The sequence below is a fragment of the Nibrella viscosa genome (assembly GCF_039541875.1).
Classification (GTDB): domain Bacteria; phylum Bacteroidota; class Bacteroidia; order Cytophagales; family Spirosomataceae; genus Nibrella; species Nibrella viscosa.
In genome coordinates this window covers 968,860-992,088 of record NZ_BAABHB010000001.1, presented here as the reverse complement: position 1 = coordinate 992,088, position 23,229 = coordinate 968,860, and the positions used below count along the sequence as shown (strand labels likewise).

Sequence of the window (23,229 nt, the reverse complement as noted above, 5' to 3'; positions counted from 1 at the left end):
TACCTTTAGTACGCTTTTCTGAACTATACACTTCTTTCTCTATGATGAATCTTTTACTTCTGCTGCTCGTAAGCGCTATGGCTGCCACGGCCCAGGTCATGCCTTTCCCCAGCGGAGGAGGACAACAACGACCGGCGGTCGCCATTCCGGGTACGGCCAACGCCGACCAGCCCAGGGGCACCGGTAAAATCACCGGGGTTATTATCGACTCCACCACCCGCAATCCCGTCGAATACGCCAGCGTGGCGCTCATAAATCCGGCTACCAATAAGCCCGTAGACGGCACCGTTTGCGACGATAAAGGCCGTTTTTCGCTGACGAAGGTTGCCGATGGCGAGTACCGCCTGCTGATTTCGTTTATCGGATACCGCAACCAGATCATTCCCAACATCAAAATCGACCGGCGCAACGACGCCGTCAACCTGGGCAACATTATTCTGGCGCAGGAAGTCCGGACCTTACAGGAGGTAACCGTAACCGGGCAGGCCGCCATGATTGAGGAGAAGGTAGACCGGCTGGTGTACAATGCCGAGAAAGACGTAACCACCCGCGGGGGCGATGCCACCGATGTGATGCGCCGGGTACCCATGCTATCGGTCGACCTCGACGGTAATATCACCCTGCGCGGCAGCCAGAACGTGCGGGTACTTATTAATAACAAGCCTTCGACCATTGTCGCCAGCAGCGTAGCCGACGCGCTGAAGCAGATACCGGCAGATATGATTAAATCGGTAGAGGTCATTACCTCCCCCTCGGCTAAGTACGATGCTGAAGGATCGGCCGGGATCATCAACATCATCACCAAGAAGAACACGTTGCAGGGCGCTACCCTGAACGTCGACGCCGGCGTGGGCAACCGGGGCTCCAACCTGGGCCTGAGCGGCAACCTGCGGACTGGCAAAATGGGCTTTTCACTCAGCGGCTTCGGCCGGGCCAATTACAACATCAAAGGCACGTTCGACAATACCCAGACCAGCATCCAGAACGGCGTGGTTACAGCCATAACCCGGCAGTCGGCCCAGACGCTGAACCAGTTCATATTCGGCACCTACAATCTGGGCTGGGATTACGATATCGACAAAAGCAACACCATTACGGCGAGTGTCCGCTATGGTGCCCGCAACGGGTTGAACACGCAGTTTCTGACCACCAACTCAACGATTGGCGTTACCCCAACCCGTACCTCGTACCGCGACGTAGACACTAAAGACCTGTCGGGCACAATAGACGTGAACGTCGACTACACCCGCAAGCTTGCCAAGCCCCAGCAGGAGTTCAGTTTTCTGACCCAGTACAGCCGGAACAACCGTACCAATGACTTCATTGCCCAACTGCTCGATAACTCGCAAAGCATCATCGGCCGTGAGCGGAACGATAACAGCAGCTTCAACCAGGAGACTACAATTCAAGCCGATTACCAGTCTCCGCTGGGCAAAAATCAGCAGCTTGAGTTTGGTGGTAAAGGTATTTTCCGGCAGGTACAGAGCGACTACCAGTACCTGATCGCCACCGGAGCAGACGGAGCTTTCCGGATCAACCCGAACCGCCCCAACAACGCCTTGTACTACGACCAGAACGTAGCGGCCACCTACCTGTCGTACACGTTTTCGACCAAGAACAAGTACACCTTCAAAGTTGGCGGCCGGTACGAGTATACCATGATCAACGCTGATTTCCGGGCGGAGCAGCCAATCGATATTCCGAACTACGGCAATTTTGTGCCAAGTATCAACATCTCCAAATCGCTGAAGGGCGGCAAAACGCTCCGGGCAGCCTATAACCGCCGGCTCCAGCGACCGGGTATCCAGTTCCTGAACCCTAACCTGAATGCCGCTAACCCGCAGAACGTCACCATCGGTAACCCGTACCTGGAACCGGAGCTGACCGACAATGTTGAAGCCAGCTACAGTACCAACATCAAATCGGTGTACCTGAACCTGACCGGCTACGGTCGCCGGACCAACAACTCGATTGAGAGCGTCCGGACCACCAGTGAAGATGGCGTAATCACAACCACTTACCAGAACATTGGGCGGCAGGAAGCCTACGGGGTAAACCTGTTTGGTAACGCCACGCTCTTCTCGAAATGGCAGATTGGCGGTGGCACCGAAATCTACTACGCCTACCTGACCAACAACGGCAATAATCCGTCGCTGCGGGCCAGCAACTCGGGCCTTATAGCCAGCGCCCGGCTGTTTACCAGTCTGCAATTGAAACAGGGTTGGGGCATTCAGGGCTTTGGGTTCATGCGGGGGCCGCAGGTACAGTTACAGGGTACACAGGGTGGTTTTACCTTCTATAGCCTGGGGGTCAAGAAAGACTTCAAGAACAAAAAGGGCAGTGTAGGCTTAGCGGCCGAAAACTTCCTGATGAATGCCTTCAGAATCCGCAATGAACTTAGCACCCCGGCTTTCACGCAAAATAGCCTGACGCAGCTCTACAACCGGGGAGTACGCGTAAACTTCAGCTACCGGATTGGTAAGATGGGCTTCGACCAGCCCGTGTTCCGCCGGCGGAAATCGGTCAACAACGACGATGTGAAGCAGGGTGAAGACAGCAACGCGGGCGGTGCGCAGCAGCAACAGGGCGCTCCGGCGGGTGGCCGGCCGAGATAGTTGGTTGATTGGTTCATTAGTTTATGGGTTTTCTGGTCTCGGCGGGTGCGCATCTGCGGGTGCGCATCTGATGGTTATACAGGAGCTGGTTCACGGACCAGTTCCTGCTTTTTTGCGGGTTGTCGCGTATGTTCGGGAAAATGGCTACTTTTATCGTACGCCGGTCAAAACCCTGTTCACCGGTTGATTCTACCATTTACTGTACAGTTTTTCATGAAAAGATCTACCTTGCTGGGTATAGCGGTAGCCTGGGCGTTGTGTGCCGCCAGCTATGCGCAGAAACCGCTCTGGATGCGGTATCCTGCCCTTTCTCCGGATGGCCAAACCATTGTATTCAGTTACCAGGGCGACCTCTACCGCGTACCGGCTACCGGTGGGCAGGCCGTACCCTTAACCATCCACGAAGGCCATGACTTTATGCCGGTCTGGTCGCACGATGGTAAGTCTATCGCCTTTGCTTCCGACCGCTACGGCAACTTCGACGTCTTTGTGATGCCGGCCACCGGCGGAGAAGCCAAACGACTGACCTTCCACTCGGCCAACGACCTGCCCTCCGATTTTACGGCCGATAACCAGCGCATCATTTTTAGTTCAACACGGACGGACGATGCCAAAAATGCGCAGTTTCCCCTGGGTCTGCTCGGCGAGTTGTACAGTGTACCGGTCACAGGTGGCCGCACCAAAATGGAACTGACCACCCCCGCCGAGATGGCCCGGTTTAGTCGCAACGGCAGGCAACTGCTCTACCACGACCTCAAAGGCTACGAGGATGCTTTTCGCAAGCACCACACCTCTTCTATTGCCCGTGATGTCTGGATGTACGACACCCAAACGGGCAAGCATACCCAGCTCACTACCTTTGCCGGCGAAGACCGCAACCCGGTATTCAGCGCCAGCAACCAGGAGGTTTACTACCTGAGTGAACAAAGCGGCTCGTTCAACGTTCACAAATTTTCGCTGGACAAACCGCAGCAAAGCACCCAGCTAACCCGTTTCAGCAAACATCCGGTACGGTTCCTGACCGCTGCCGATAACGGCACCCTCTGCTTTGGCTTCGACGGGGAGATATACACCCTGACGCCGAACGGACAGCCCAAAAAAGTGGACGTGCAGATTCTGAACGACGGCCGAATGGTGTCGCAGAAGATTGTACCGATCAGCAGCGGGGCTTCCGAAATGGCGCTGTCGCCCAACGGTAAAGAGATCGCGTTTATCGTCCGGGGCGAAGTGTTTGTCACTTCCGTAGAAGGCGGTGTAACCAAGCGGATCACCAATACGCCGGAGCAGGAGCGTTCGGTCAGCTTTAGTCCCGACGGCCGCACGCTGGTGTATGCCGCCGAGCGAAAAAACAACTGGGATGTGTATAAAACCAGCATTATCCGCAAAGAAGAGCCTTATTTCTATGCTGCTACGGTGCTGAAGGAAGAGCCGGTTATCGCTACCGAGGCAGAAGAATTCCAGCCCCATTTCTCGCCCGATGGGAAAGAAGTAGCTTACCTGGAGGAACGCGTGGTGCTGAAAGTAATTAATCTGGCGACAAAGGCAACGCGCACCATTCTGCCCGCCGACAAAAACTACTCGTATTCCGACGGAGATCAGTATTACCAATGGTCACCGGACGGCAAGTGGTTTCTGGTCAATTTTGCGCCGTACCAGATCTTCACCAGCGAAGTAGGTCTGGTGGCGGCTGACGGCAAAGGGGCGGTCGTGAACCTCACCCAAAGCGGTTATAACGAAGGCGAAGCGAAGTGGGTAATGGGGGGCAAAGCCCTACTGATGAATACCGACCGCGACGGCATGAAAAACCACGCGAGCTGGGGTGGCGAAGGCGACATCTATGCCATGTTTTTCACCAAAGAAGCTTTCGACCGCTTTAAGCTGAGCAAAGAAGATTTTGCCCTGCTGCAGGAGAAAGAAGAAAAAGAGAAAAAGGAAAAGGACGACGCCGACAAAGAAAAGAAAAGCGAACCGGCCAAAGATGCAAAAAAGGACAAAAGCAGACCGGTTGCGACAACGGATAAAAAAGACAGCGACGTAAGCCCGCTGACGATAGAACTGGACGGCATCGAAGACCGGAAAGCCCGGCTGACGATTCACTCGTCCCGGTTGTCGGATGCCGTGCTGTCGAAAGACGGCGAAAAGCTCTTTTACCTGGCTCGTTTCGAGAAAACCTCTGACCTGTGGGTAACCGATCTCCGGACCCGCGAGACTAAAATTCTGGCGAAAGACGCCGGCACGCAGATGGAGTTGAGCAAAGACGGCAAATCCCTGTTTGTGCTGTCGGAGAAGGGGATTGCCAGGTTCGATGCCGAGTCGGGCAAGAGAGAAGCGGTCAGCATCAACGGCGAGATGAACCTCGACTACCTGGCCGAAAAAGCTTACATTTTCGACCATGCCTGGCGGCAGGTGCAGAAGAAGTTTTATGTTAAAGACCTGCACGGGGTAGACTGGACCTTTTACTACAACGAGTATAAAAAGTTTCTGCCCTACATCACCAACAACCGCGATTTTGCCGAGCTGCTGAGCGAAATGCTGGGCGAGCTGAATGCCTCGCACACCGGTGGCCGCTACGCCCACCCGCAGCAACATATGGATGCCACAGCCTCCCTGGGTCTCTTTTACGACCAGACGCACACCGGCAACGGGCTGAAAGTAACGGAGGTAATTGCCCGGAGTCCGCTCGACAACGCTACGTCCAAAGTAAAACCAGGCGTCATTATCGAGCAGATCGACGGCGTAGCCATCACGGCAGACATGGATTACAACCAGTTGCTCAACCGCAAGGCCGGCAAAAACACCCTGCTGTCGCTGTACAACCCCACCAGCAATACCCGCTGGGAAGAGTCGCTGAAGCCGGTGACGCAAGGGGAAGAAAACGAACTGCGCTACCGCCGGTGGGTGGAAACCCGACGGAAGGAAGTCGACCGGTTATCGGACGGGAAAGTTGGTTATGTTCACGTACGAGGCATGAATGACCCCAGCTACCGCACTGTATACGAAGAAGTGTTGGGTAAATGCGCCGGCAAGGATGCCGTAATCGTTGATACCCGCTTCAACGGAGGGGGCTGGTTGCACGACGATCTGTCCACGTTCCTGAAAGGGGAGAAATACATTGAGATGGTTCCCCGGGGTCAGAAAGGCGGTCACGAACCGATGCGCAAATGGATCAAACCCTCGGCGGTGCTGATGAGCGAAAGCAACTACTCCGACGCCCACATGTTCCCCTACACCTACAAAAACCACAAGATCGGGAAGCTGATCGGGATGCCGGTGCCGGGTACCGGAACGGCCGTCTGGTGGGAAAGCCAGATTGACCCGACGCTGGTGTTTGGCATTCCGCAGGTGGGCATGGTTACCAACGACGGCAAATACATGGAAAATACGCAACTGGAGCCGGATGTGCTGGTCAGGAACGATCCCGAAGAGATTGCCAAAGGCCGCGATCAGCAATTGGAGCGGGCCGTTCAGGAACTTCTCAATCGCCCAATTGCCGTTTCGGGCGGCCAAAAATAAGCGGATGTCTATAAAAAAGTCCCGGTTCAGCGACAGGTCTGCAACCGGGATTTTTTTATTCTCGCTCCTGCGAAGCAGCCAGTCTGCATTTATTGTTAGCTAACCGAGCCTGTTTTTCGTTATGTTTGAAGACAATTTAGCCTTGTATTTATACCGTATGCAGAAGTCCGTTTCGTATTTACACTTCATTATACTTTTCCTGCTCGTTGGTCCTGCAACTCAGGCGCAGCAGAAGCAGCGATTTACCGATCTGGCGCAGGCGCTCAGTACCGGCAGTCAACTGGCCGGTTCGCAGGGGCCAAGAAGCATCAACTGGATTGACGATGGTAACCGGTTTTCGTTTATCGACGGACCCACTCTCATTAAATCCTATTCACCCAAAGACCAGCGGGAAGAAATCGTTTTTGATGCCACCAAGCTATCGCTTCCGGGTACGCAGCGGTTCAGTTATTCTTCGTTTCAGTGGTCGAAAGACGCCCGAAACCTGGTTTTCCAGAGTAACTTCCGGCCGGTCTGGCGCCGGTCGGGTATTTCCGACTATTACGTGTATTCACTGGCCGACAAAAGCCTGAAGCTGGTAGCCAAAGACGCCCAAACCGCCGAACTCTCCCCCGACGGCCGGAAAGTCGGCTACGAGCGGGGCGGCAATCTGTTTGTGTACGATTTTGCGACCCAGAAAGAAACCCAACTTACCAATGATGCCGCCCGGTTCTATTACAACGGCCGATTCGGCTGGGTCTACGAAGAAGAATTCGGCCTGGCCCAGGCCTGGGAATGGTCGCCCGACAGCAAATACATTGCCTTCTGGCAGTCAGACGAGCGGCAGGTGCCTATCTATCGTCTAACCGATTTCTCCGGCTTCGACGAAAATTACGATTCGGTCCCCTACCCCCGTGTGGGCGACACCAACCCAATTGTCCGGATCGGCGTGCTGGATGTAAACACGGGTCAGAAGCAGTGGATGAAGGTCGATCTGGCCGGCGGCTATATTCCGCGTATCTACTGGACTTCGCAGGAAGGGCAACTGGCGGTGGTTCACCTCAACCGTAAGCAGAACGCCCTGAAACTTTTCTTTACCAACGCCCGCACCGGCGACACCCGCCTGGTGATGGAAGAGAAATCAGACGCCTGGATCGATATCTATGATTTCTTCGCCGGCATCATGCATTACTTCTATTTCCCGACCGGTTCGCAGGATTTCTTCTGGGTATCGGAGCGCGACGGCTTTGCCCATATCTACCGCTACGACTATTCCGGCAAACTGCTGAACCAGGTCACCAAGGGCAACTGGGAGGTAACTTACGTGCATAACGTCGACGCTAAAAACAAGAAGGTGTACTTTTCCTCCACGGAGCAATCGCCCCTGGAGCGACAGTTGTACGTCATTGACTTCGACGGTAAAAATAAGCGCAGACTCACGCAGGCAGCCGGCCGGCATACCATTGATTTTTCGCCGAACGGCCAGTACTATATCGATCGCTACTCCAACGTATCGACGCCCACGCAGGTAGAACTGTGGGATACAAAGGGCCAGAAAATCCGCACGCTGGAAGACAACAGCCGGGCCCGGGAACTGATGAATACCCTCGCCTATGCGCCCAAGGAACTGACAAGTTTTACCACCTCGGATGGTCAGAAAATTGACATTTCCATGATCCGTCCGGTGGATTTTACGACTACCCGGAAGTATCCGGTGCTGATCGATATTTACGGCGGACCGGGGGCGCAGTCGGTCTACAACGATTTTTCCTCGTCGGCCTGGCATCAGTACCTGGCGCAGCAGGGGTATGTTATCGTGAGTGTAAACAACCGGGGCAGTAGCGGCTACGGCCGTACTTTTGAAAAGATCGTCTACGAAAAGCTGGGGCAGTACGAAAGCAAAGACTTTGCCGAAACCGCCAAATACCTGGCTACCCAGCCGTGGGTCGATGGTGCCCGGGTAGGTATCCGGGGGCACAGCTACGGCGGTTACATGAGCAGCTACACCATGCTGACTTATCCGGATGTATTCCGCGTTTCCATTGTGGGCGCACCCGTAACCGACTGGCGGCTGTACGACAGCATCTATACCGAGCGCTATATGGGCCTGCTGCCTGAGAACGACGAAAAGTACCGCCAGAGCGCCGTTACCACCTACGCCAAAAACCTGAAAGGGAAAATGTTTATCGCTCACTCGGCCATGGATGAAAACGTTCACCTGCGCAATACGATGCAGCTCGTGAAAAACCTCATCGACAACGGCAAAGACCACGAGCTGCGCATTTACCCGCCGGGTGCCCATGGCGTGGCGTATAATAGCGTCAGCTATCTGCTGCTTTACCAGCAGTACACCGATTTTCTGGACAAGAACCTGAAAAGCGGAGCGGTGAATTAACCAGCGGGTTGACAGGTTGGGGGCTATTCGCTATTTTGCGCCCTTTCTTATTCCAAAACCAGACTTTTATTATGGGAAAAGGCGATCGTAAATCAAAGCGTGGCAAAATCTGGCGCGGCAGCTTCGGCAACACCCGTCGACCGGCATCCGAGAAAGCACAGGCAGAAAAAGCCGCCGGCCAGAACAAAAGCTAACGGCACCTGACCGTTTCAGCTTGGGCTCCGCCAGGGCGGAAAACGCATCCCAAAAACCTTCCGGCTATCGTGTGTTCCGGCCTCCGGCACCGCTATACACCGGAAGGTTTTCTGTTGCCCGATGGTTACGACTGCTGCGGCACACGGGCCGGCGGTTCGCTCACGACCGAAGGAATGCCCACCTGCTGGTACAGTTTAGCCAGGCGGTGAGCGTGCTCATCATATGCACTCTCAAACAGGCTTACCGCGCGCTCAGCCCCAACCACATTGGCCGCCGACAGCACCCTGGGCGGCTGTCCGGCCTGGGTCAGCAGCCGGGCCACTTCGGCTTTAAGGCAGTTCACCACCACCGCGCCACCTACCGTAGAGCCGGGCGCAACGGGCGTATCCAGCCCCGGTACGGTCACCATGGCATCGCCGACGGGAGCGCCCGTGTCGAGGACCAGATCCGCAAAGTCGCTCAGTTTCCGACCATCCTGCCGTTTGCTGACGCTTTGCTCCGCATGGTGTCTGGTAATGAGGGCCACCACCCGGACGCCGTGTTTGCGGAAGATCTCGGCCATTTCGATGGGAACCACATTGCAGCCGCTCGATGAGATAACCAGGGCCGAATCCTGTTCCGACAGATCGTAGTTGCGCAGAATGCGGTCGGCAAGGCCGGGCACATTTTCCAGGAACATTGCCTGCCGCTGCCCGTTGGCCCCCACCACCAGGTTGTGAAACGAAAGCGACAACTCAACAATTGGGTTGAAGCCGGGAAACGAGCCGTAGCGCGGCCACATCTCTTCAACCATAATCCGGCTGTGGCCACTGCCGAACAGATGCACCATCCGGCCCGCCAGAATGGTCTGGCTAAACCACAGGGCCGCCTGCCGTATGGCCGGTGCCTGTTGCTCAACGGTGGTCAGCATTGCCTGCGTGCGCTGCAGGTAATCGTGTATTACGTCCATGTTAGTTAGGATTATCGGTCAGACCGGCGGCAGCTCCAATAGCCCCGGCCCAGTCCTGAAAGTGCGCCTGAACAATGGCTGTTTTCTTGCCGGCGGGTCGCCATTCAAACAGATCGAGAAACGTTTGAAGCGGTCCAAACAGGCTCTCCCCCGCCTGGATAATACCACCACCGAGAATGATAACTTCCGGCGAAAACAGATTGGCCATCGACGCCAGGGCAACCGCCAGCCGGCGCACGGAAGTCAGCCAGACCAGCGATGCCAGCGGCTCGTTCTGCAGATAACCGGCTACCAGTTCGCTCGTAGTAGTATACCGGCCGTATGAGCGCCGGCTCACGGTGGCATTGCCAATAGCGTCTTCCAGGCTTCCCGGCGTCTGAGTGACGTCGAGCCATTCGCTATCGGCATCCACGGTGATATGGCCAATATGGCCCGCCATCTGGTAAAAACCCTGATACAGGCGACCATCAATCAGCAGTCCTCCCCCAACGCCCGTACCCAGCGTGAGCATGAGGGCGTGACGCACCGATTTAGCCGCCCCGTAGCGAACCTCCGCCATCAATGCCGCATGAGCATCGTTGAGGACCCGAACCGGCTGACCAAGCCAGGCCGACCAGTCGAAACCTTCCAGGCCCTGTAAACGGCCGGGCATACAGGCAATAGTCTGGTTATCGGGTGAGGGCAGCCCCGGTGCCGCCAGCCCAACACCCCCAACGGGCTCTGGAGCCAGGTTGCTCAGGTATGCTGCCATAGCGGCAACCACTGTTTTCCAGTCTCCCCGCCCGCTGTCGTTCGTGGGTACCAATTGCTGCTGAAGTATGTCGCCTGTTGCCCGGTTGAGCAACACGCCTTTGATGCGTGTACCGCCTAAATCAATGCCAATGGCCAGCTCCAACGTGAATAAAATTTGTCTTTGGTGTCCGTTGCCCGAAGATATGCGATTCGACCCGATTGACGCGTACGCCTACCTGGATTTTTACCAGTGGCATCATTTCAGCGTCTGACCGGCAGTTGCTTAAACGTATAATTTATAGCATCCAGGGCTATATCTGATCGGATTTTCAGATTACCGGGGGCAGGTTGTTTCAATTTGACAATATGAGGCAGATCGGGTAGCTTTGTTCAGCACAGCCCTTAACCAAACCCGTTATATGGCCAAACCAAAGCCTGCCAAACCTACCCCCCGAAAAGCCAGTGTTCCCATTCTGTCCATCTCTTCCCCGTCGACGTCAAAGCCGGTTTCGGCCGCACTCCCGGCAAAAAAGCCACAGCCGGCCATGTGGTACGGGCTGATAGGCCTGGCGGCCCTTGGCGTTTTGTTTGCCTTTTCGTTTGGCTTCGGCAATAGCTTTGTCGACTGGGATGATATGGAGTATGTGGCAGAAAACGCGTCTGTGCTGCACCCAACAGCCGCCAGCCTGAAAGCCCTTTGGCAGATGCCCGTTGCCCTGAATTACCATCCGGTAACCATGATGAGTCTGGCGGCCAACGCAGCCCTTTCGGGTGCTCGTCCCACGCCGTTTATTGTCACCAATGTGCTGCTCCATGTGCTGAATACGCTGCTGGTCTTTGCGCTGGCATACCGGCTCAGCCGGAAAAATCCGTGGGTTGGCTTTTTTACCGCCCTGCTGTGGGGACTGCACCCGATGCATGTGGAGTCGGTGATCTGGGTTTCGGAGCGGAAAGATGTGCTGTACACCTTTTTTTTTCTGCTGGCCTGCCTGAGCTATCTGCGGTATCAGAGTACGCATAAAACGGCCTGGCTGGTCACCACCTTTGGCCTGTTTGTGCTGGCCTGTCTGTCGAAAGCGATGGCGGTGGTGCTGCCGGTGGTGCTGGTCCTGATCGACTATGTTCAGGGCCGCCCCCCCCTGAGCCGTAAACACCTGATGGAGAAAGTGCCGTTTCTGCTCGTAGCTCTCTGTGTCGGCTGGATGGCTGTGACTATTCAGGGCGGAGGAGATTTCTACGGGCTGCTTACGGTCGCCGGTCGCCCAAAAGAAGCCCTGGGGCATGAGCCCTTTGCCTTTCGGTGGCTGGTATACGGCTCTTTTGGGTTTCTGATGTATCTGGTCAGGCTGCTGATTCCCTTCGGTTTGTCAGCGCTGTACCCCTACCCGCCCGATGTGACGCAGATACCCACCCACTACTGGCTTGGCCCCCTTGCGTTTCTGAGCTATCTGGGGGTGATGGGCTGGGCGTTCCGGCACAACCGCCGGGTGGTGGCATTCGGTTTGGCGTTTTTCCTGGTGACGATTCTGCTGGTGCTGCAGTTTATGACCGTTGGTACGGCGCTGATGGCCGACCGCTACAGCTATCTTGCCTACGTTGGCCTGCTGTATCCGATTGTTTCGGGTTTTGAACGCAGCAGCCGGTCCAACCAGACCAACCGCATGGCCTGGCGAGTGGGCGTCAGCCTGTTTGCGCTGATCTGTTTTTACGGCACTACGCAGCAGGTACAGGTCTGGCGCACGACGGAGACGCTATGGCTCAATGCCCTCCGGTACTACCCCAATGATGACCAGATTCACGAACGGCTGGCAACGTACTACGGCAAAGAAAACCAGCTCGACAAGGCCGAACTGCATTTTACGGCTGCGCTGGCAGACGGCACCAACCGCTACCGCGTGTTCGAAGGTTTGGGAAATGTATACGGACTCAAAGGAGAGCCCCGGAAAGCAATCGATATGTACAACCAGGCTCTGCGGCTGGACAGCACCCAGGGCGACACCTATTACAACCGGGGACTTACCAAACTGAAGCTGAACCCCGAAACAGCGGTGCCGGATTTCACAAAAGCCCTGGAACTCATGCCGTACAAAGACACACTGGTGTTACCCCAACGGGCCTTTGCCTACCTGCAGGCGAGGCAGTACACGGCCGCCTTGGCCGATTACGACCGGGTGCTGACCAGGCAGCCCGGCAACGCCGTCGCCTGGCACAACCGGGGTGTCTGCCGGTTCAACCTCGGCGACCGGGCGGGAGCGCTCGCCGACATCCGGCAGGCGCTTACGCTAAACCCGGCGTACAGCGAGGCCCGGCAAAACCTGAGTGCGCTGGAACGGCTGAACTGAGCCCTCAGCGCATCAGTAGCACCCTGCCGGTCCGCTGGTGGCGGGACTGACCATTTGCCGTTACCTCAAGCCGATACCCGTACATTCCACCGGAAACCGCCTGGCCCGCCTGGGTGCCATCCCAGAACCGGGCCGAGTCGCTGGTGTCAAACAAAACCCGGCCCCACCGGTCAAAAACGGTAAGCCGGAACGCACCCGCCGGCACCGTTCCTACCAGGCCGAAGGTATCATTTATGCCATCGCCGTTGGGCGTAAACGCATCCGGCAAAAACCATTGGCTGGATGCCGACACGGACGGAGTGGGTGTGACCGGCGGTTCGTAGCATACCTCGGCCGATGGATTGGCCGTTACGCAGGAATCGGCCAGCACCAGCCGGAAACAGCTGATTGCGGTGCTGTCGTTGGCTACCCGAACCCGTACGGCCGAACCGTCTGCCACGGGACCAGGTTCCGTATAGCGCCCATCGGCTCCCCGCTGCTGAACCCGCACCCGCGTGTTGGCGGGGTTGCTTAAAGTCAGTTGCAGCGTTTGCGGACCCGTGCGTACCACCTCCCGGATGAACGGCATGGCAGCAGCCGAGGCTGGGGTAAAGGTTTGCCCCGTTCGGCCCCCGCAACTGGCGTAGCGGAACGATCCCTGCACCACAATCCGCCGGGTCGCATTATCCGGGTAGGTGTGGCCCCTCGACGGTTCCGTAACCCTCAGCGTATCGACCGTACCATCGCCCCAGGTCACCAGAAAAAAATCGTAGGGGTAGGTCCCCGCGTTCGGGATTGTCAGCCGGACCTCGTTGCGGCAGGTTGCCAGGGTAAACACCGGGGGAACCGTATCGTACACCATCACCGTGCCGCAGGCCCGCAGCGGCAAACCATCTTTCTCCGAGAGCTGAAGAATCTGATACAGGCCCGGCCGCTTGTAGGTGTAGGTGGTATCAAGGCTGGTTCGGGATTCGTTGCGGCCGTCGTACTCGTACACATACCGGACATTCCGTACACCCACCAGATCACTCGACGTTCGTACCGTAAGCGGTACACAGCCAATAGCGTTCCGGATGCGCAGAGAGCCCGTAAACGAACCGGAGGTGGCACACTGAGAACATGCCGGTGCGCTGCTGAGGATAAGAGCCATCAGCCCAACAATTCCAGCGATAACCTCTGTTCTGAGCAACGTACTGTAGCGGGTTAACCCCTGTTTACCGATTACGATTTAGCCGCCCCCCGTGTTTTCGGTTTCGCCGGTGCCGGCGTGCTGCCGGCAGCAGCCTGCGTTTCCGGGCCAGACAGGTTATCCTCCTCTGGGTTGCCCTTTGAGCGCCAGGCCCAGACGAGTCCCAACAGCATCAACCCAAGCAGCAGGCTGTTGGCAACCAGATCAATGGTATTACCAACAGCGATGATGGGCGGCTCAAATTTGAACTCGATCTGGTGCTTACCCGCCGGCACCCGCATGGCCCGCAAGACATAATTGGCGCGGAAATGCGGCACTTTCTGCCCGTCGATATACGCGTTCCAGTCTGAATCACCCCGGTAGTATACTTCCGAAAACACAGCTACCTGATCGGTACTGGCCTGACTGGTATAGGTTAGCCGCTCCGGATGATAGGCCGTCAGACGGATGGTATTACCCGCCGTTTCCAGCGGAAAGTTCAGCCCCTTTACCTGATCGGCAAAGCGCCGGTCTACCACCACCGTATCTTTGGGGTTCAGCGTCTGCACAGCCGCCATTTCCTGATCGGCATTATCCACCAGCCGCACAACTTTCACAAACCAGGCATTCCCCAGGGCTTCGGCATTATGCTGAACAGCGGGACCGTTCTGATCCGGCCGGATGATGTACCGGGCGTTGAGCATATTCAGAACGCCTGCCGGATTTTTCGGAAAGCCATACGTCATCAGTTCGTCGTACCGGCGCAGGCGGGCGGGGTTATAACCGCCGATGGATTTGTGGAAAAAGGACGCATTATTGCTGCTCATGAAATTGGTGGTGTTGTCGAGCACCCGGTAGCTGCTCGACGTATCCTGCAGAATCTGCTGGTCCGCCAGACTTGGCTCATACTGATTCTGCACCACCGATTTGGATACAAAGTCGCTGTTGTTTACCCAGCGCTTATCCACCATAATCAGGTCGATAATAACCAGACCTACCAGCAGCGGGTAAAACAAAGCGGGCTTCAACCGTTTGTTGAGGTACAGCCACAGTAAACCGGCCGCCAGCATAATAAAGATAAAGGAACGGAACGAATCTCCCCGGAGCAAACTCTGCCGGTCGCTGACCAGCGCCCGCAGCATTTCATTGCCCACGCCGGCATCCCCAAAAATCTGCGTAAACAACTGGGCATCATTGGGAGCCCTAAAATCAAACAGCGTACCGCCTAATAAGGCAAACAGCAGCGCCAAACCGCCGGTAGCGGCCAGGCTAATCAGGAAAGGCTGCTTCAACTCGGCAAACGTCAGGTTCCGACGGGCAATTTCCTGCAGCCCCAGCACCGCCCCGATGCCGATGAAGAGCTGGACAATGGCCAGGGTCATGGTCATGGCCCGAAACTTATTGAAATACGGAAAATAGTCGAACAGAAAACCGTTGAGGAGCATAAAGTTTTTGCCCCAGGCAATCATAATCAGCAGAATCGTTACTCCCAGGACAAACCATTTCAGGCGGTTCTGGCTGATAAGCATTCCCAGCACAAACAAAAACAGCATAATAGCCCCGGCATACGCCGGTCCGCCCACAATCGGCTGGTCTCCCCAGTAAACGGGAGCGCCCTGCTCCACAAACTGTCTGGCAGCCGAGGGGTCAACGCCCTTACTGGTCATAGCCTGGTACAGGTCGGAGCTGGTTGAAAGCCCTCCACCCGAACCACCGCCGAGAAATCCCGGAACCAACAAGGTAAACGTTTCCAGTTTGCCGTAGCTATAGGCGAAGGCGTAGTCCTCCGTCAGTCCGTCGGAGGCAGGTTTGCCGGCATCTTTATCCTGCCCCTGGCTGGTGGTGGTCGCCGTCAGTTCCGAGCGTCCGCGAATCGTTTCTTTGGAGTACTGGTTTACGGTCAGCAGGCGGGTGCTCCAGCTACCGGCACCAATGGCCCCGGCCACCAGCAGAGCCGCCAGGCCCAGCGCCAATTGCCGCAGCTTACCTTCGCGCAGCAGTTCAACCGCCCGGAAAACCACGTAAATACCCAGGATCAGAAACAGGTAGTAGGTAATCTGGAGGTGGTTGGACCCAAACTCCAGGCACAAAAACAAAGCGGTCAGCACCATGCCACCCACATACCGGCCCCGTAAGGCCTGAATGACCCCGGCCAGTATACCCGGTCCGTAGGCGAGTGCGTACACTTTGGATACATGGCCGGCCTCAATGCTCACCATGTTATAGGTCCCGAAGGCAAAGGTAACCGCACCCAGCACCCCCAGCCAGCCACCGGCTCCCAAAACCACCAGCAGGATATACATACCCAGCATCTGGGCAAACAGCAGCATAACCGGCGCGGGAAACAAGGCTTTGAACCCCCAGATCGCCATGCCCACAAAGGCCGTCGGATTTGGAAAACTAACCATGTAGGCGGGCATGCCGCTGAAAAGCGCGTTGGTCCAGAGCGGGGCCTGGCCGGTCTGCTCTTTCACCTCGCGAATTTCGCGGGCAGACGCCCAGCTCTGCTGCGTATCCGGCATATTGATGACTTTGCCCTGCCAGGCCGGTAAAAAATAGATGGAAGCCAAGATAAATAAAGCCAGCACAAACAGCAGGTGCGGGCCGAGACGCTGAAGAAGGGTTGTTTGTTTCATAGAAAGTCAGGCGCTGCCGAAGGCTGGTGGTGCCCTGCAACAGACGGATATACCCACAAAGATAGGACAAATCCGTTGGGGAAACAGGACAAAGCCGCCGGAAATCCGGTAAGGGACGAAGGCGTTTATTCCGATTAAAGCCGCTTTTTTGCGCGTTGACCGCGCCGTTTTACCGGTTGGTCAATAGCCAATGGAATGTTCGGGCAGAGACCGGTAACTTTCGTATCTTCACCCCCCAAAACTTGGCAGGGTTTACCCACCCAGGTAAATAAATTCAGGGCGATTAATTTACTCCTGATCCGCTCAGCCTCAGCGCCCGCCGGCCTGCCGGTAAACTGAGGGTGCTGGAGTATTCAGGTATCTTTTCTCCGCTTTGGACTCCAGACCGATAATCCTTCTTAATCCGGTTACCGTTTATTAGCCTACATTTGATATTCTGCCCAGAGTATGTCGCTACTAAAATGGCCGGCGAATGCAGTAAAACAACGGTTGCCGGCCTTTTACGGGTAGACTATTAGCCATGATTCCCTCTATGACTTTACCCAAACGACGTTTTCAATCTGTAGCTATTTCTGAAATTGGCCTGGGCACCTGGCAACTGGGCGGCACCGACTGGGGCACTATCAGCGAAGAATCCGCTTTTGCCATTTTGCAGGCATACCTCGATCAGGGCGGGAATTTTATTGATACGGCCGATGTGTACGGCTCCGGTATCAGCGAACAAACCATCGGACGGTTTCTGGACGCACATCCGGCTGAGGTGTATGTTGCCACCAAACTGGGCCGCCGGTCGGATAACGGCTTCGGCTGGCCGCAGAATTTCACCTACGATGCCATGTGCCGGCAGGTAGAAGCCTCCCTGCAACGTTTAAAAACCGACCAGTTGTTTCTGGAACAGTTGCACTGCATCCCTACCGACGAGCTACAGAAAGGCGCAGTCTTTGACCACCTCCGGCGGTTACAGGACGAGAAACTTATCCGCTACTGGGGCGTCAGCGTCGAAACCGCCGACGAAGCGCTCTTGTGTCTGAAACAGGAAGGACTGGCATCATTACAAATTATTTTCAATTTGTTCCGGCAGCATATTGCCGACGATGTGTTCCGGCTTGCGGAGGAAAAAGGCGTAGCGCTTATTGTTCGTGTTCCGCTGGCCAGCGGCTTATTAACCGGCAAATTTTCGCCCCAGACCCAGTTTGCCCAATCCGACCACCGGCACTACAACGCCAACGGCGAGGCCTTCAACGTCGGGGAGACCTTCTCCGGCATCGACTTTCAGACCGGCATCGACCTCACCCACAAGATTGCCCGGCATCTGCCCGACGACCGGCTGGCGCAATGGGCAATCCGCTGGATACTCGACCACCCCGCCGTCACCACGGTAATTCCGGGCGCGACCAAAGTCAGTCAGGTTACCAGTAATGGTGAAGCGGCTGGGTTGCCCTCCCTCCCACCGGAAACGCATAGGGCATTGCGCGAACTCTACGACGCCGACATAAAGGAACAGATTCGGGGCCGGTATTAACTGGGTTCTAACTGCCAGTTGAGCCTTTCCGATTACTACCAGAAGGTTTGACTGGCTTACTAAGCGGCTAGTTCTTCAGCAACCAGGGGAGAAACCCAGCGCTTTAGAACAAAAGGTAACCCCAACATTGAAATGGGGCACGCGATAGAAGGCACAATCCCAATCGGGGTAAAAAAGCCAGTGGGCGCGCTGATAGCGATAATCAGTACAACAGTCTTGATAAGGTTACGCTGATTACCAGATAAGATTGTAGCCATACAAGTGCTTTTCTCGCACGTATAAACCCTGATATGTAAGCCTAATGTTACTACGTAAAACTACGTAATTCATAAGGAAAAATACGTAAAAACTATCGGATCCACGCTGGTTTTTACGTAAAAATTGCCTGAGGTTCAGCCTATTAATTAGACCTTAGCTTGATCCGCTGCACAACAGCTAGTCGAACAGTTAAACTTTGTATTCTCCTATCTGTTAACTTTTCGGTTAAATAAAAAGTAAGTAATTGCATGCTCCAAACCAAACAGGGTATCGATCCGGGAAATCACTTTTTCACCAAAAACTGCGCTACAAACTAGTAAATCCTTAGCTAGCCATTCAAAAAACGGTTTTAAACGGTATACGATTTAAGATCAGCGATTCTCTAAAACGTTCTGTAGACTTAACTTGAACCCGGTGTTTCCAACGCTTCCAGATTCCTGACCAGGGGAGATGAAGCAGCCAACAGGATCGATACCCACCTTTTATTCTTCTTTTTAGGCTCACTCCTCCCTACTCAGTGGCGCAACACGTATGCTGTTTTATCGAGTGGAGCAACCCTGCGAATACCATCCAACCGGCTTGTCGGCAGCATCGGCAATAGGTAAATTCCGTACAGAATTCGCTTCATGGAATATAGCTAACCGATCCTGATGATTACAGGGCCAGTTTGTCTGATAACCATTACCTGTCCCGGTTATGAATCCCCTCCGCAATCCTACCAACCGCCTTACCCGTCGGGATTTTATCCAGTATTCAGGAGCCATGGCTTCGCTTGGCCTTGCTGCCGGCCCGGCCGCTCCGGTTCATAACCCGGCAACCTCGCCACCGGCCACCAAAATCCGTATCAGGCAGGTAGACTCCAGTTTTGAGCGGGAGCCGCTAATCCCGTACCGCTTCAAAGGCAGCGCCATTACAGAAAGCTGGCAGACGGCAGCTCTGCTGGAAAGTGAATCAGGTATTCGAACGATAGGTCTTTGTACCCAGGGCGTTTTGTGGTCAGACTCCAGCGTATTTGCCGCCCACTCCGAACGAGCCGGGAACGCCCTGATGTACGCTGTCACCGACCGGGCGCTGCAACTAATCAGGGGCGTGTCGTTTACCAATCCTGTCGACCTGCTGGACACTATTCTGCCGGAGGTGTATGCCTACGCCAAAAAAGTGACGAGCAATCCTGACCTGCGGAAAACCTTCGCCCTCAATGCGCTGGTCAGCGTAGATAATGCCGCCTGGCTGCTCTACGCGCAGGAGAACGGCATAAAGACGTTCGACGATATGATTCCGGCCCGGTACAAACCGGGGCTATCGCACCACCATACCAAAGTAGCCAGTATTCCGGCCTTTGCCGTGGGCACGGCCCCCGACGCCATCAAAGCTGCCGCCGACCAGGGCTATTTCATCATGAAGCTCAAAACGGGCTCGGCCGGTACACAGCCAGAGATGATCGAGAAAGACATCGCCTTTCTGACAGCCCTGCACAAGGCCATCGGCCACTACGAAACCCCCTACACTAAAAGCGGCAAGATACCCTACTACTTCGACGCCAACGGCCGGTACGAGAAAAAAGAGACGCTGCTGCGGTTTCTGGACCACGCCCGCAAAATTGGTGCCTTCGACCAGATTGCCGTCATTGAAGAACCCTTTCCGGAGCATGTTGAAGCGTTTGTTGGCGATCTGGGCGTTCGGGTGGCCGCCGACGAAAGCGCCCATACCGTAGAGGATGCCGCCCGACGCATTGAACTTGGCTATTCGGCAATTGCCGTTAAAGCCATTGCCAAGACGCTGAGCATGACCATGAAGATTGCGCAACTGGCCTCTGAAAAGCAGGTGCCCTGCTTCTGCGCCGACCTGACGGTAAACCCGATTCTGGTCGACTGGAACAAGAACGTAGCGGCCCGGCTGTCGCCTTTCCCCGGCATGAGCATCGGCCTGCAGGAAACCAACGGGCACCAGTATTTCAAAAACTGGGACCGGCTGACGCAGTACCATCCGTACGCGGGTGCGTCCTGGACCCAAATCCGCAAGGGCGTATTCGAGCTGAATTCCGACTATTACCAGAAGAGTGGCGGTATCTTTGCGCCGTCTCCGCATTATCAGGCACTGTTTTCAGGAAGCTGAGCCGGCCTCAGGTACCGATTACTAACCAGCTATCCTTCCGTAAGCGTTGGCGCGGTAGCTTTGTGGTTCATTATCAAATCCATACCACATGCTTTCTTTTTCAGCCAAACGTTTGCTCTTTCTTTTCTTACAACTGGTGCCGGTACTGACCTTCGCGCAATCGCAACGGTTAACCCTGGCAACTTATACCTACGCCAACAATAACCGGCTCCAGAATATTCAGCCGCTGGCTACCACATTAAGCAGTGAATTGGGTTTACCCGTTGACATTAAAAGCTACCCTTCTGTATCGGCGTTTATTCAGGGGTTAGAGGCCGGCGAGGTTGATATTGCGCTTATCAGCACGTTTGGTTATCTGCTCCTGACAACCCGAAACGATCAGCACTACACGCCCGTAGCCGCCCTTCAGACGCCGACGTCTGCCAGCGATAACTATAAAACGGCTATCGTCGCCCGAACTTCCCTACCCATCAATACCGTGGCGCAGCTCAACGGGCAGTCGGCCAGTTACCGAATGACATTTGTGAGCGAAACGTCTACCTCCGGCAATCTGATTCCAAGAGCGTTTCTGTATGCAGCAGGTATTACGCAGCCGGAACAGCAGTTCAAACAGGTATCATATAGTAAAACGCATGCGGCCGGCATTGCTCAGTTACTCAACAACGAAACGGATCTGGCCGCTCTCGGTAGCGAAGAATATCGTAAGGTAATCAGCCGGGATTCGCTGGCAAAGCAGCAACTCAAATTAGTTTGGCTATCGGAGGAAATTCCGCTGGGACCTGTGCTGCTCAAAAAGTCACTATCAACCGTTTCCCGGCAGCAGATTACGCAACTGTTTTTATCCCTCCACAACCACTATCCAGACGCGCTGCACGCCCTGCGCAGTGGCTGGTCTGAAGCCAGACAGGCCGAGCAATTCAGACCCATCGACAAGGCCTTTTACCAAACCTATCAGCAAAACATAGGTGCCCCTGCAGAATTGATTCAGCATTTCGCCAGTCTGATCCGATAAAGAACAGGGTAGTGCGGCTAATGGCTCTGCCTGCTACTGCAGCATCTCAGTAAGCCGCTTGCCGTTCGGATACAGCATATCGGTGATGCGCCAGCGGCCGGCAGCAATCTGCTGCATCTCTATCCTGATCTCTTCAGGTTTGGCCTGGTTCTCAAACGTTACGTACACCACAGCCTTTGAGCCCGCTACCGCTCCCGGATTTACCCAGGTTTTGGTAATGGCGTTGTCGGGGGCGTTAAAGAGCGGGTTCGTCGTTTTGGGGGTCAGCTTGCCGCCGGTCCCGTGCGTATTCTTCCAGATCAGGTCGGCGGTTGGCGGGGCAAAATACTGGTCAATCAGCGTTCGGTTTTTCTCACGGAACGGGTTTTCTTTTTTATTATGCTCAAAGTATAAGGCCCTTACCAGCCGGTCGGCGGCCGTGCGGGGGGCATCGGGTCCGGGGCGGCTGTTCAGGACAAGGGTACTATCTTCCGGCACGGCGGCCGATGCCGTGGCTGATTTCTGGTTGGCGGTTTTTGTCTGGCACGACAGACTGACGATCAGAAGCGCAATAAGTAGTCGTGATGTAGGCATAGCGTAAAGATGGGGTTAACGAGTGTAGTGGAATACTAAGATACATACTCTTGGGAGAATACCGTGCGCCACGCAGCAGCACCTAAAGCCCGCTTTGGGCTATTTCAATTCAGGATTTTTCCGTTTCAGGTAAAACCAGACTTGCCACCGCCGAATAAGCGCCCAACTTTACCGGCGAATCGTTCAGACAAACGTTCTAACCACACCATCATCATGAAAAAAGCCTTTAAAGTTATCGGCATTGGGCTGGGAAGCCTGGTCTTATTAGTAGCCGCCTTCTGCGGATATGTTTTGATAGTTGGTATACCAACGTATGACCCACCAGCTACCCCTACGATTACCGTTGAGATTACCCCGGCCCGTGTTGACCGGGGCGAAGCCATTGCGCATTTGCAGTGTATGGCCTGCCATGCCAACAACGAAAACCGGCTTACGGGTAAATACATGGATGACATTCCCGCCATGTTCGGCAAGATTTATTCGAAGAATATTACGCAGGACCCCGAAAAAGGCATCGGGAAATGGTCGGACGGCGACATTATTTATTTCCTGCGGACCGGTGTCAGGCCCGACGGTACGTTTGCCGCCATTATGCCAAAATACGCCCTGATGGCCGACGAAGACATAAAATCGGTGGTAGCCTGGCTGCGCTCCGACCGGTTCCCTGTTCAGCCGTCTACCGAAGAAGCACCTGAGGTGGAGTACAGCTTCGTCTCAAAACTGTTAGCCCACACCATGATCAAGCCGGTTGCCTATCCGACCCAACCGATTCTGATGCCCGACACAGCCGATCAGGTTGCCTTTGGCAAGTACACCGCAAACGCGGTAGCGGACTGCTACGCCTGCCACTCGGCCGATTTGATTCAGCAGGACAAGCTGAATCCGGAGCGTTCCAAAGGCTTTTACGGAGGAGGCATTGAAATGCCGGGGAAAGATGGCAAGCCCGTTTTTACGGCCAATCTGACGTTTGATGACCAAACCGGTATTGCTAACAAATATACCAAAGAGCAATTTATTCGGGTCGTAAAACTGGGCGTACGCCCCGATGGTACCATCCTGCGTTACCCCATGGAGCCCCGGCCGAGCATGAGCGATTCTGAGCTTGGTGCCATTTACGAATACCTGAAGACGGTACCGAAGATCCACAACGATATTGCGCAGAAATACGCGAAGGTGCAGGAAAAGCAACTGGCGTCGAAATAAAACCATCGTTCACATCAGAAAAGGGCCGGGCAACTGGCCTTTT

Annotated in this window: 14 protein-coding genes; 9 read left to right on the top strand and 5 right to left on the bottom strand. The window is 55.2% G+C overall.

Annotated features, from left to right (window positions below; translation table 11 throughout):
- Nucleotides 1-41 precede the first annotated feature (41 nt).
- From ABD931_RS04200 to ABD931_RS04185, 4 genes are all read left to right on the top strand, one after another.
- Entirely contained in the window at nt 42-2,615 is a 2,574-nt protein-coding gene (locus ABD931_RS04200) for a TonB-dependent receptor (protein ID WP_345264258.1), read from the top strand.
- Between the two features lie 213 nt (nt 2,616-2,828).
- Complete coding sequence (locus tag ABD931_RS04195; RefSeq protein ID WP_345264257.1) at nt 2,829-6,128, top strand: S41 family peptidase; 3,300 nt, start codon at nt 2,829-2,831, stop codon at nt 6,126-6,128.
- 157 nt (nt 6,129-6,285) lie between these two features.
- The gene (locus tag ABD931_RS04190; protein ID WP_345264256.1) at nt 6,286-8,502 is read left to right on the top strand and encodes a S9 family peptidase; all 2,217 of its coding nucleotides are present in this window, start codon (nt 6,286-6,288) and stop codon (nt 8,500-8,502) included.
- Between the two features lie 71 nt (nt 8,503-8,573).
- Nucleotides 8,574-8,696: a 30S ribosomal protein THX gene (locus ABD931_RS04185; protein ID WP_345264255.1), complete on the top strand. Its 123-nt coding sequence runs from the start codon at nt 8,574-8,576 to the stop codon at nt 8,694-8,696.
- A 125-nt stretch (nt 8,697-8,821) separates the two neighbouring features.
- Here the strand turns inward: ABD931_RS04185 and ABD931_RS04180 are convergent, their stop codons facing one another.
- Both ABD931_RS04180 and ABD931_RS04175 read right to left on the bottom strand, forming a co-directional pair.
- The gene (locus ABD931_RS04180; protein ID WP_345264253.1) at nt 8,822-9,646 is read right to left on the bottom strand and encodes a sugar isomerase domain-containing protein; all 825 of its coding nucleotides are present in this window, start codon (nt 9,644-9,646) and stop codon (nt 8,822-8,824) included.
- Nucleotide 9,647: 1 nt separating this feature from the next.
- On the bottom strand, nt 9,648-10,541 hold the full coding sequence (locus ABD931_RS04175; protein ID WP_345264251.1) for an ROK family protein: 894 nt from the start codon (nt 10,539-10,541) through the stop codon (nt 9,648-9,650).
- 256 nt (nt 10,542-10,797) lie between these two features.
- On the opposite strand from ABD931_RS04175, the gene ABD931_RS04170 reads away from it, so the two are divergent.
- On the top strand, nt 10,798-12,720 hold the full coding sequence (locus ABD931_RS04170; protein WP_345264249.1) for a tetratricopeptide repeat protein: 1,923 nt from the start codon (nt 10,798-10,800) through the stop codon (nt 12,718-12,720).
- A 4-nt stretch (nt 12,721-12,724) separates the two neighbouring features.
- Here ABD931_RS04170 and ABD931_RS04165 read toward each other — a convergent pair whose 3' ends face one another.
- Both ABD931_RS04165 and ABD931_RS04160 read right to left on the bottom strand, forming a co-directional pair.
- Entirely contained in the window at nt 12,725-13,849 is a 1,125-nt protein-coding gene (locus ABD931_RS04165) for a T9SS type B sorting domain-containing protein (RefSeq protein ID WP_345264247.1), read from the bottom strand.
- A 71-nt stretch (nt 13,850-13,920) separates the two neighbouring features.
- Nucleotides 13,921-16,503, bottom strand: coding sequence for a YfhO family protein (locus tag ABD931_RS04160; RefSeq protein WP_345264245.1), 2,583 nt, complete (start codon nt 16,501-16,503; stop codon nt 13,921-13,923).
- A 532-nt stretch (nt 16,504-17,035) separates the two neighbouring features.
- Here ABD931_RS04160 and ABD931_RS04155 point away from each other — a divergent pair.
- From ABD931_RS04155 to ABD931_RS04145, 3 genes are all read left to right on the top strand, one after another.
- Nucleotides 17,036-18,025 (top strand): aldo/keto reductase, encoded by a 990-nt coding sequence (locus ABD931_RS04155; protein WP_345264243.1) that lies wholly within the window; start codon nt 17,036-17,038, stop codon nt 18,023-18,025.
- 954 nt (nt 18,026-18,979) lie between these two features.
- Nucleotides 18,980-20,398 carry an enolase C-terminal domain-like protein gene (locus tag ABD931_RS04150; protein WP_345264241.1) on the top strand — a complete coding sequence of 473 codons (1,419 nt, stop codon included), beginning with the start codon at nt 18,980-18,982 and terminating at the stop codon, nt 20,396-20,398.
- Between the two features lie 88 nt (nt 20,399-20,486).
- The gene (locus ABD931_RS04145; protein ID WP_345264239.1) at nt 20,487-21,410 is read left to right on the top strand and encodes a phosphate/phosphite/phosphonate ABC transporter substrate-binding protein; all 924 of its coding nucleotides are present in this window, start codon (nt 20,487-20,489) and stop codon (nt 21,408-21,410) included.
- A 33-nt stretch (nt 21,411-21,443) separates the two neighbouring features.
- On the opposite strand, the gene ABD931_RS04140 is transcribed toward ABD931_RS04145, so the two are convergent.
- Entirely contained in the window at nt 21,444-21,983 is a 540-nt protein-coding gene (locus tag ABD931_RS04140) for a hypothetical protein (RefSeq protein ID WP_345264237.1), read from the bottom strand.
- 213 nt (nt 21,984-22,196) lie between these two features.
- On the opposite strand from ABD931_RS04140, the gene ABD931_RS04135 reads away from it, so the two are divergent.
- The gene (locus tag ABD931_RS04135; protein WP_345264235.1) at nt 22,197-23,186 is read left to right on the top strand and encodes a c-type cytochrome; all 990 of its coding nucleotides are present in this window, start codon (nt 22,197-22,199) and stop codon (nt 23,184-23,186) included.
- Nucleotides 23,187-23,229: the final 43 nt, after the last annotated feature.

Coding starts and splice junctions, on each gene's coding strand:
- ABD931_RS04135 (WP_345264235.1), top strand. CDS start 22,197: ATGAAAAAAGCCTTTAAAGTTATCGGCATTGGGCTGGGAAGCCTGGTC.
- ABD931_RS04200 (WP_345264258.1), top strand. CDS start 42: ATGATGAATCTTTTACTTCTGCTGCTCGTAAGCGCTATGGCTGCCACG.
- ABD931_RS04170 (WP_345264249.1), top strand. CDS start 10,798: ATGGCCAAACCAAAGCCTGCCAAACCTACCCCCCGAAAAGCCAGTGTT.
- ABD931_RS04140 (WP_345264237.1), bottom strand. CDS start 21,983: ATGCCTACATCACGACTACTTATTGCGCTTCTGATCGTCAGTCTGTCG.
- ABD931_RS04165 (WP_345264247.1), bottom strand. CDS start 13,849: ATGGCTCTTATCCTCAGCAGCGCACCGGCATGTTCTCAGTGTGCCACC.
- ABD931_RS04185 (WP_345264255.1), top strand. CDS start 8,574: ATGGGAAAAGGCGATCGTAAATCAAAGCGTGGCAAAATCTGGCGCGGC.
- ABD931_RS04195 (WP_345264257.1), top strand. CDS start 2,829: ATGAAAAGATCTACCTTGCTGGGTATAGCGGTAGCCTGGGCGTTGTGT.
- ABD931_RS04190 (WP_345264256.1), top strand. CDS start 6,286: ATGCAGAAGTCCGTTTCGTATTTACACTTCATTATACTTTTCCTGCTC.
- ABD931_RS04160 (WP_345264245.1), bottom strand. CDS start 16,503: ATGAAACAAACAACCCTTCTTCAGCGTCTCGGCCCGCACCTGCTGTTT.
- ABD931_RS04180 (WP_345264253.1), bottom strand. CDS start 9,646: ATGGACGTAATACACGATTACCTGCAGCGCACGCAGGCAATGCTGACC.
- ABD931_RS04145 (WP_345264239.1), top strand. CDS start 20,487: ATGCTTTCTTTTTCAGCCAAACGTTTGCTCTTTCTTTTCTTACAACTG.
- ABD931_RS04155 (WP_345264243.1), top strand. CDS start 17,036: ATGACTTTACCCAAACGACGTTTTCAATCTGTAGCTATTTCTGAAATT.
- ABD931_RS04150 (WP_345264241.1), top strand. CDS start 18,980: ATGAATCCCCTCCGCAATCCTACCAACCGCCTTACCCGTCGGGATTTT.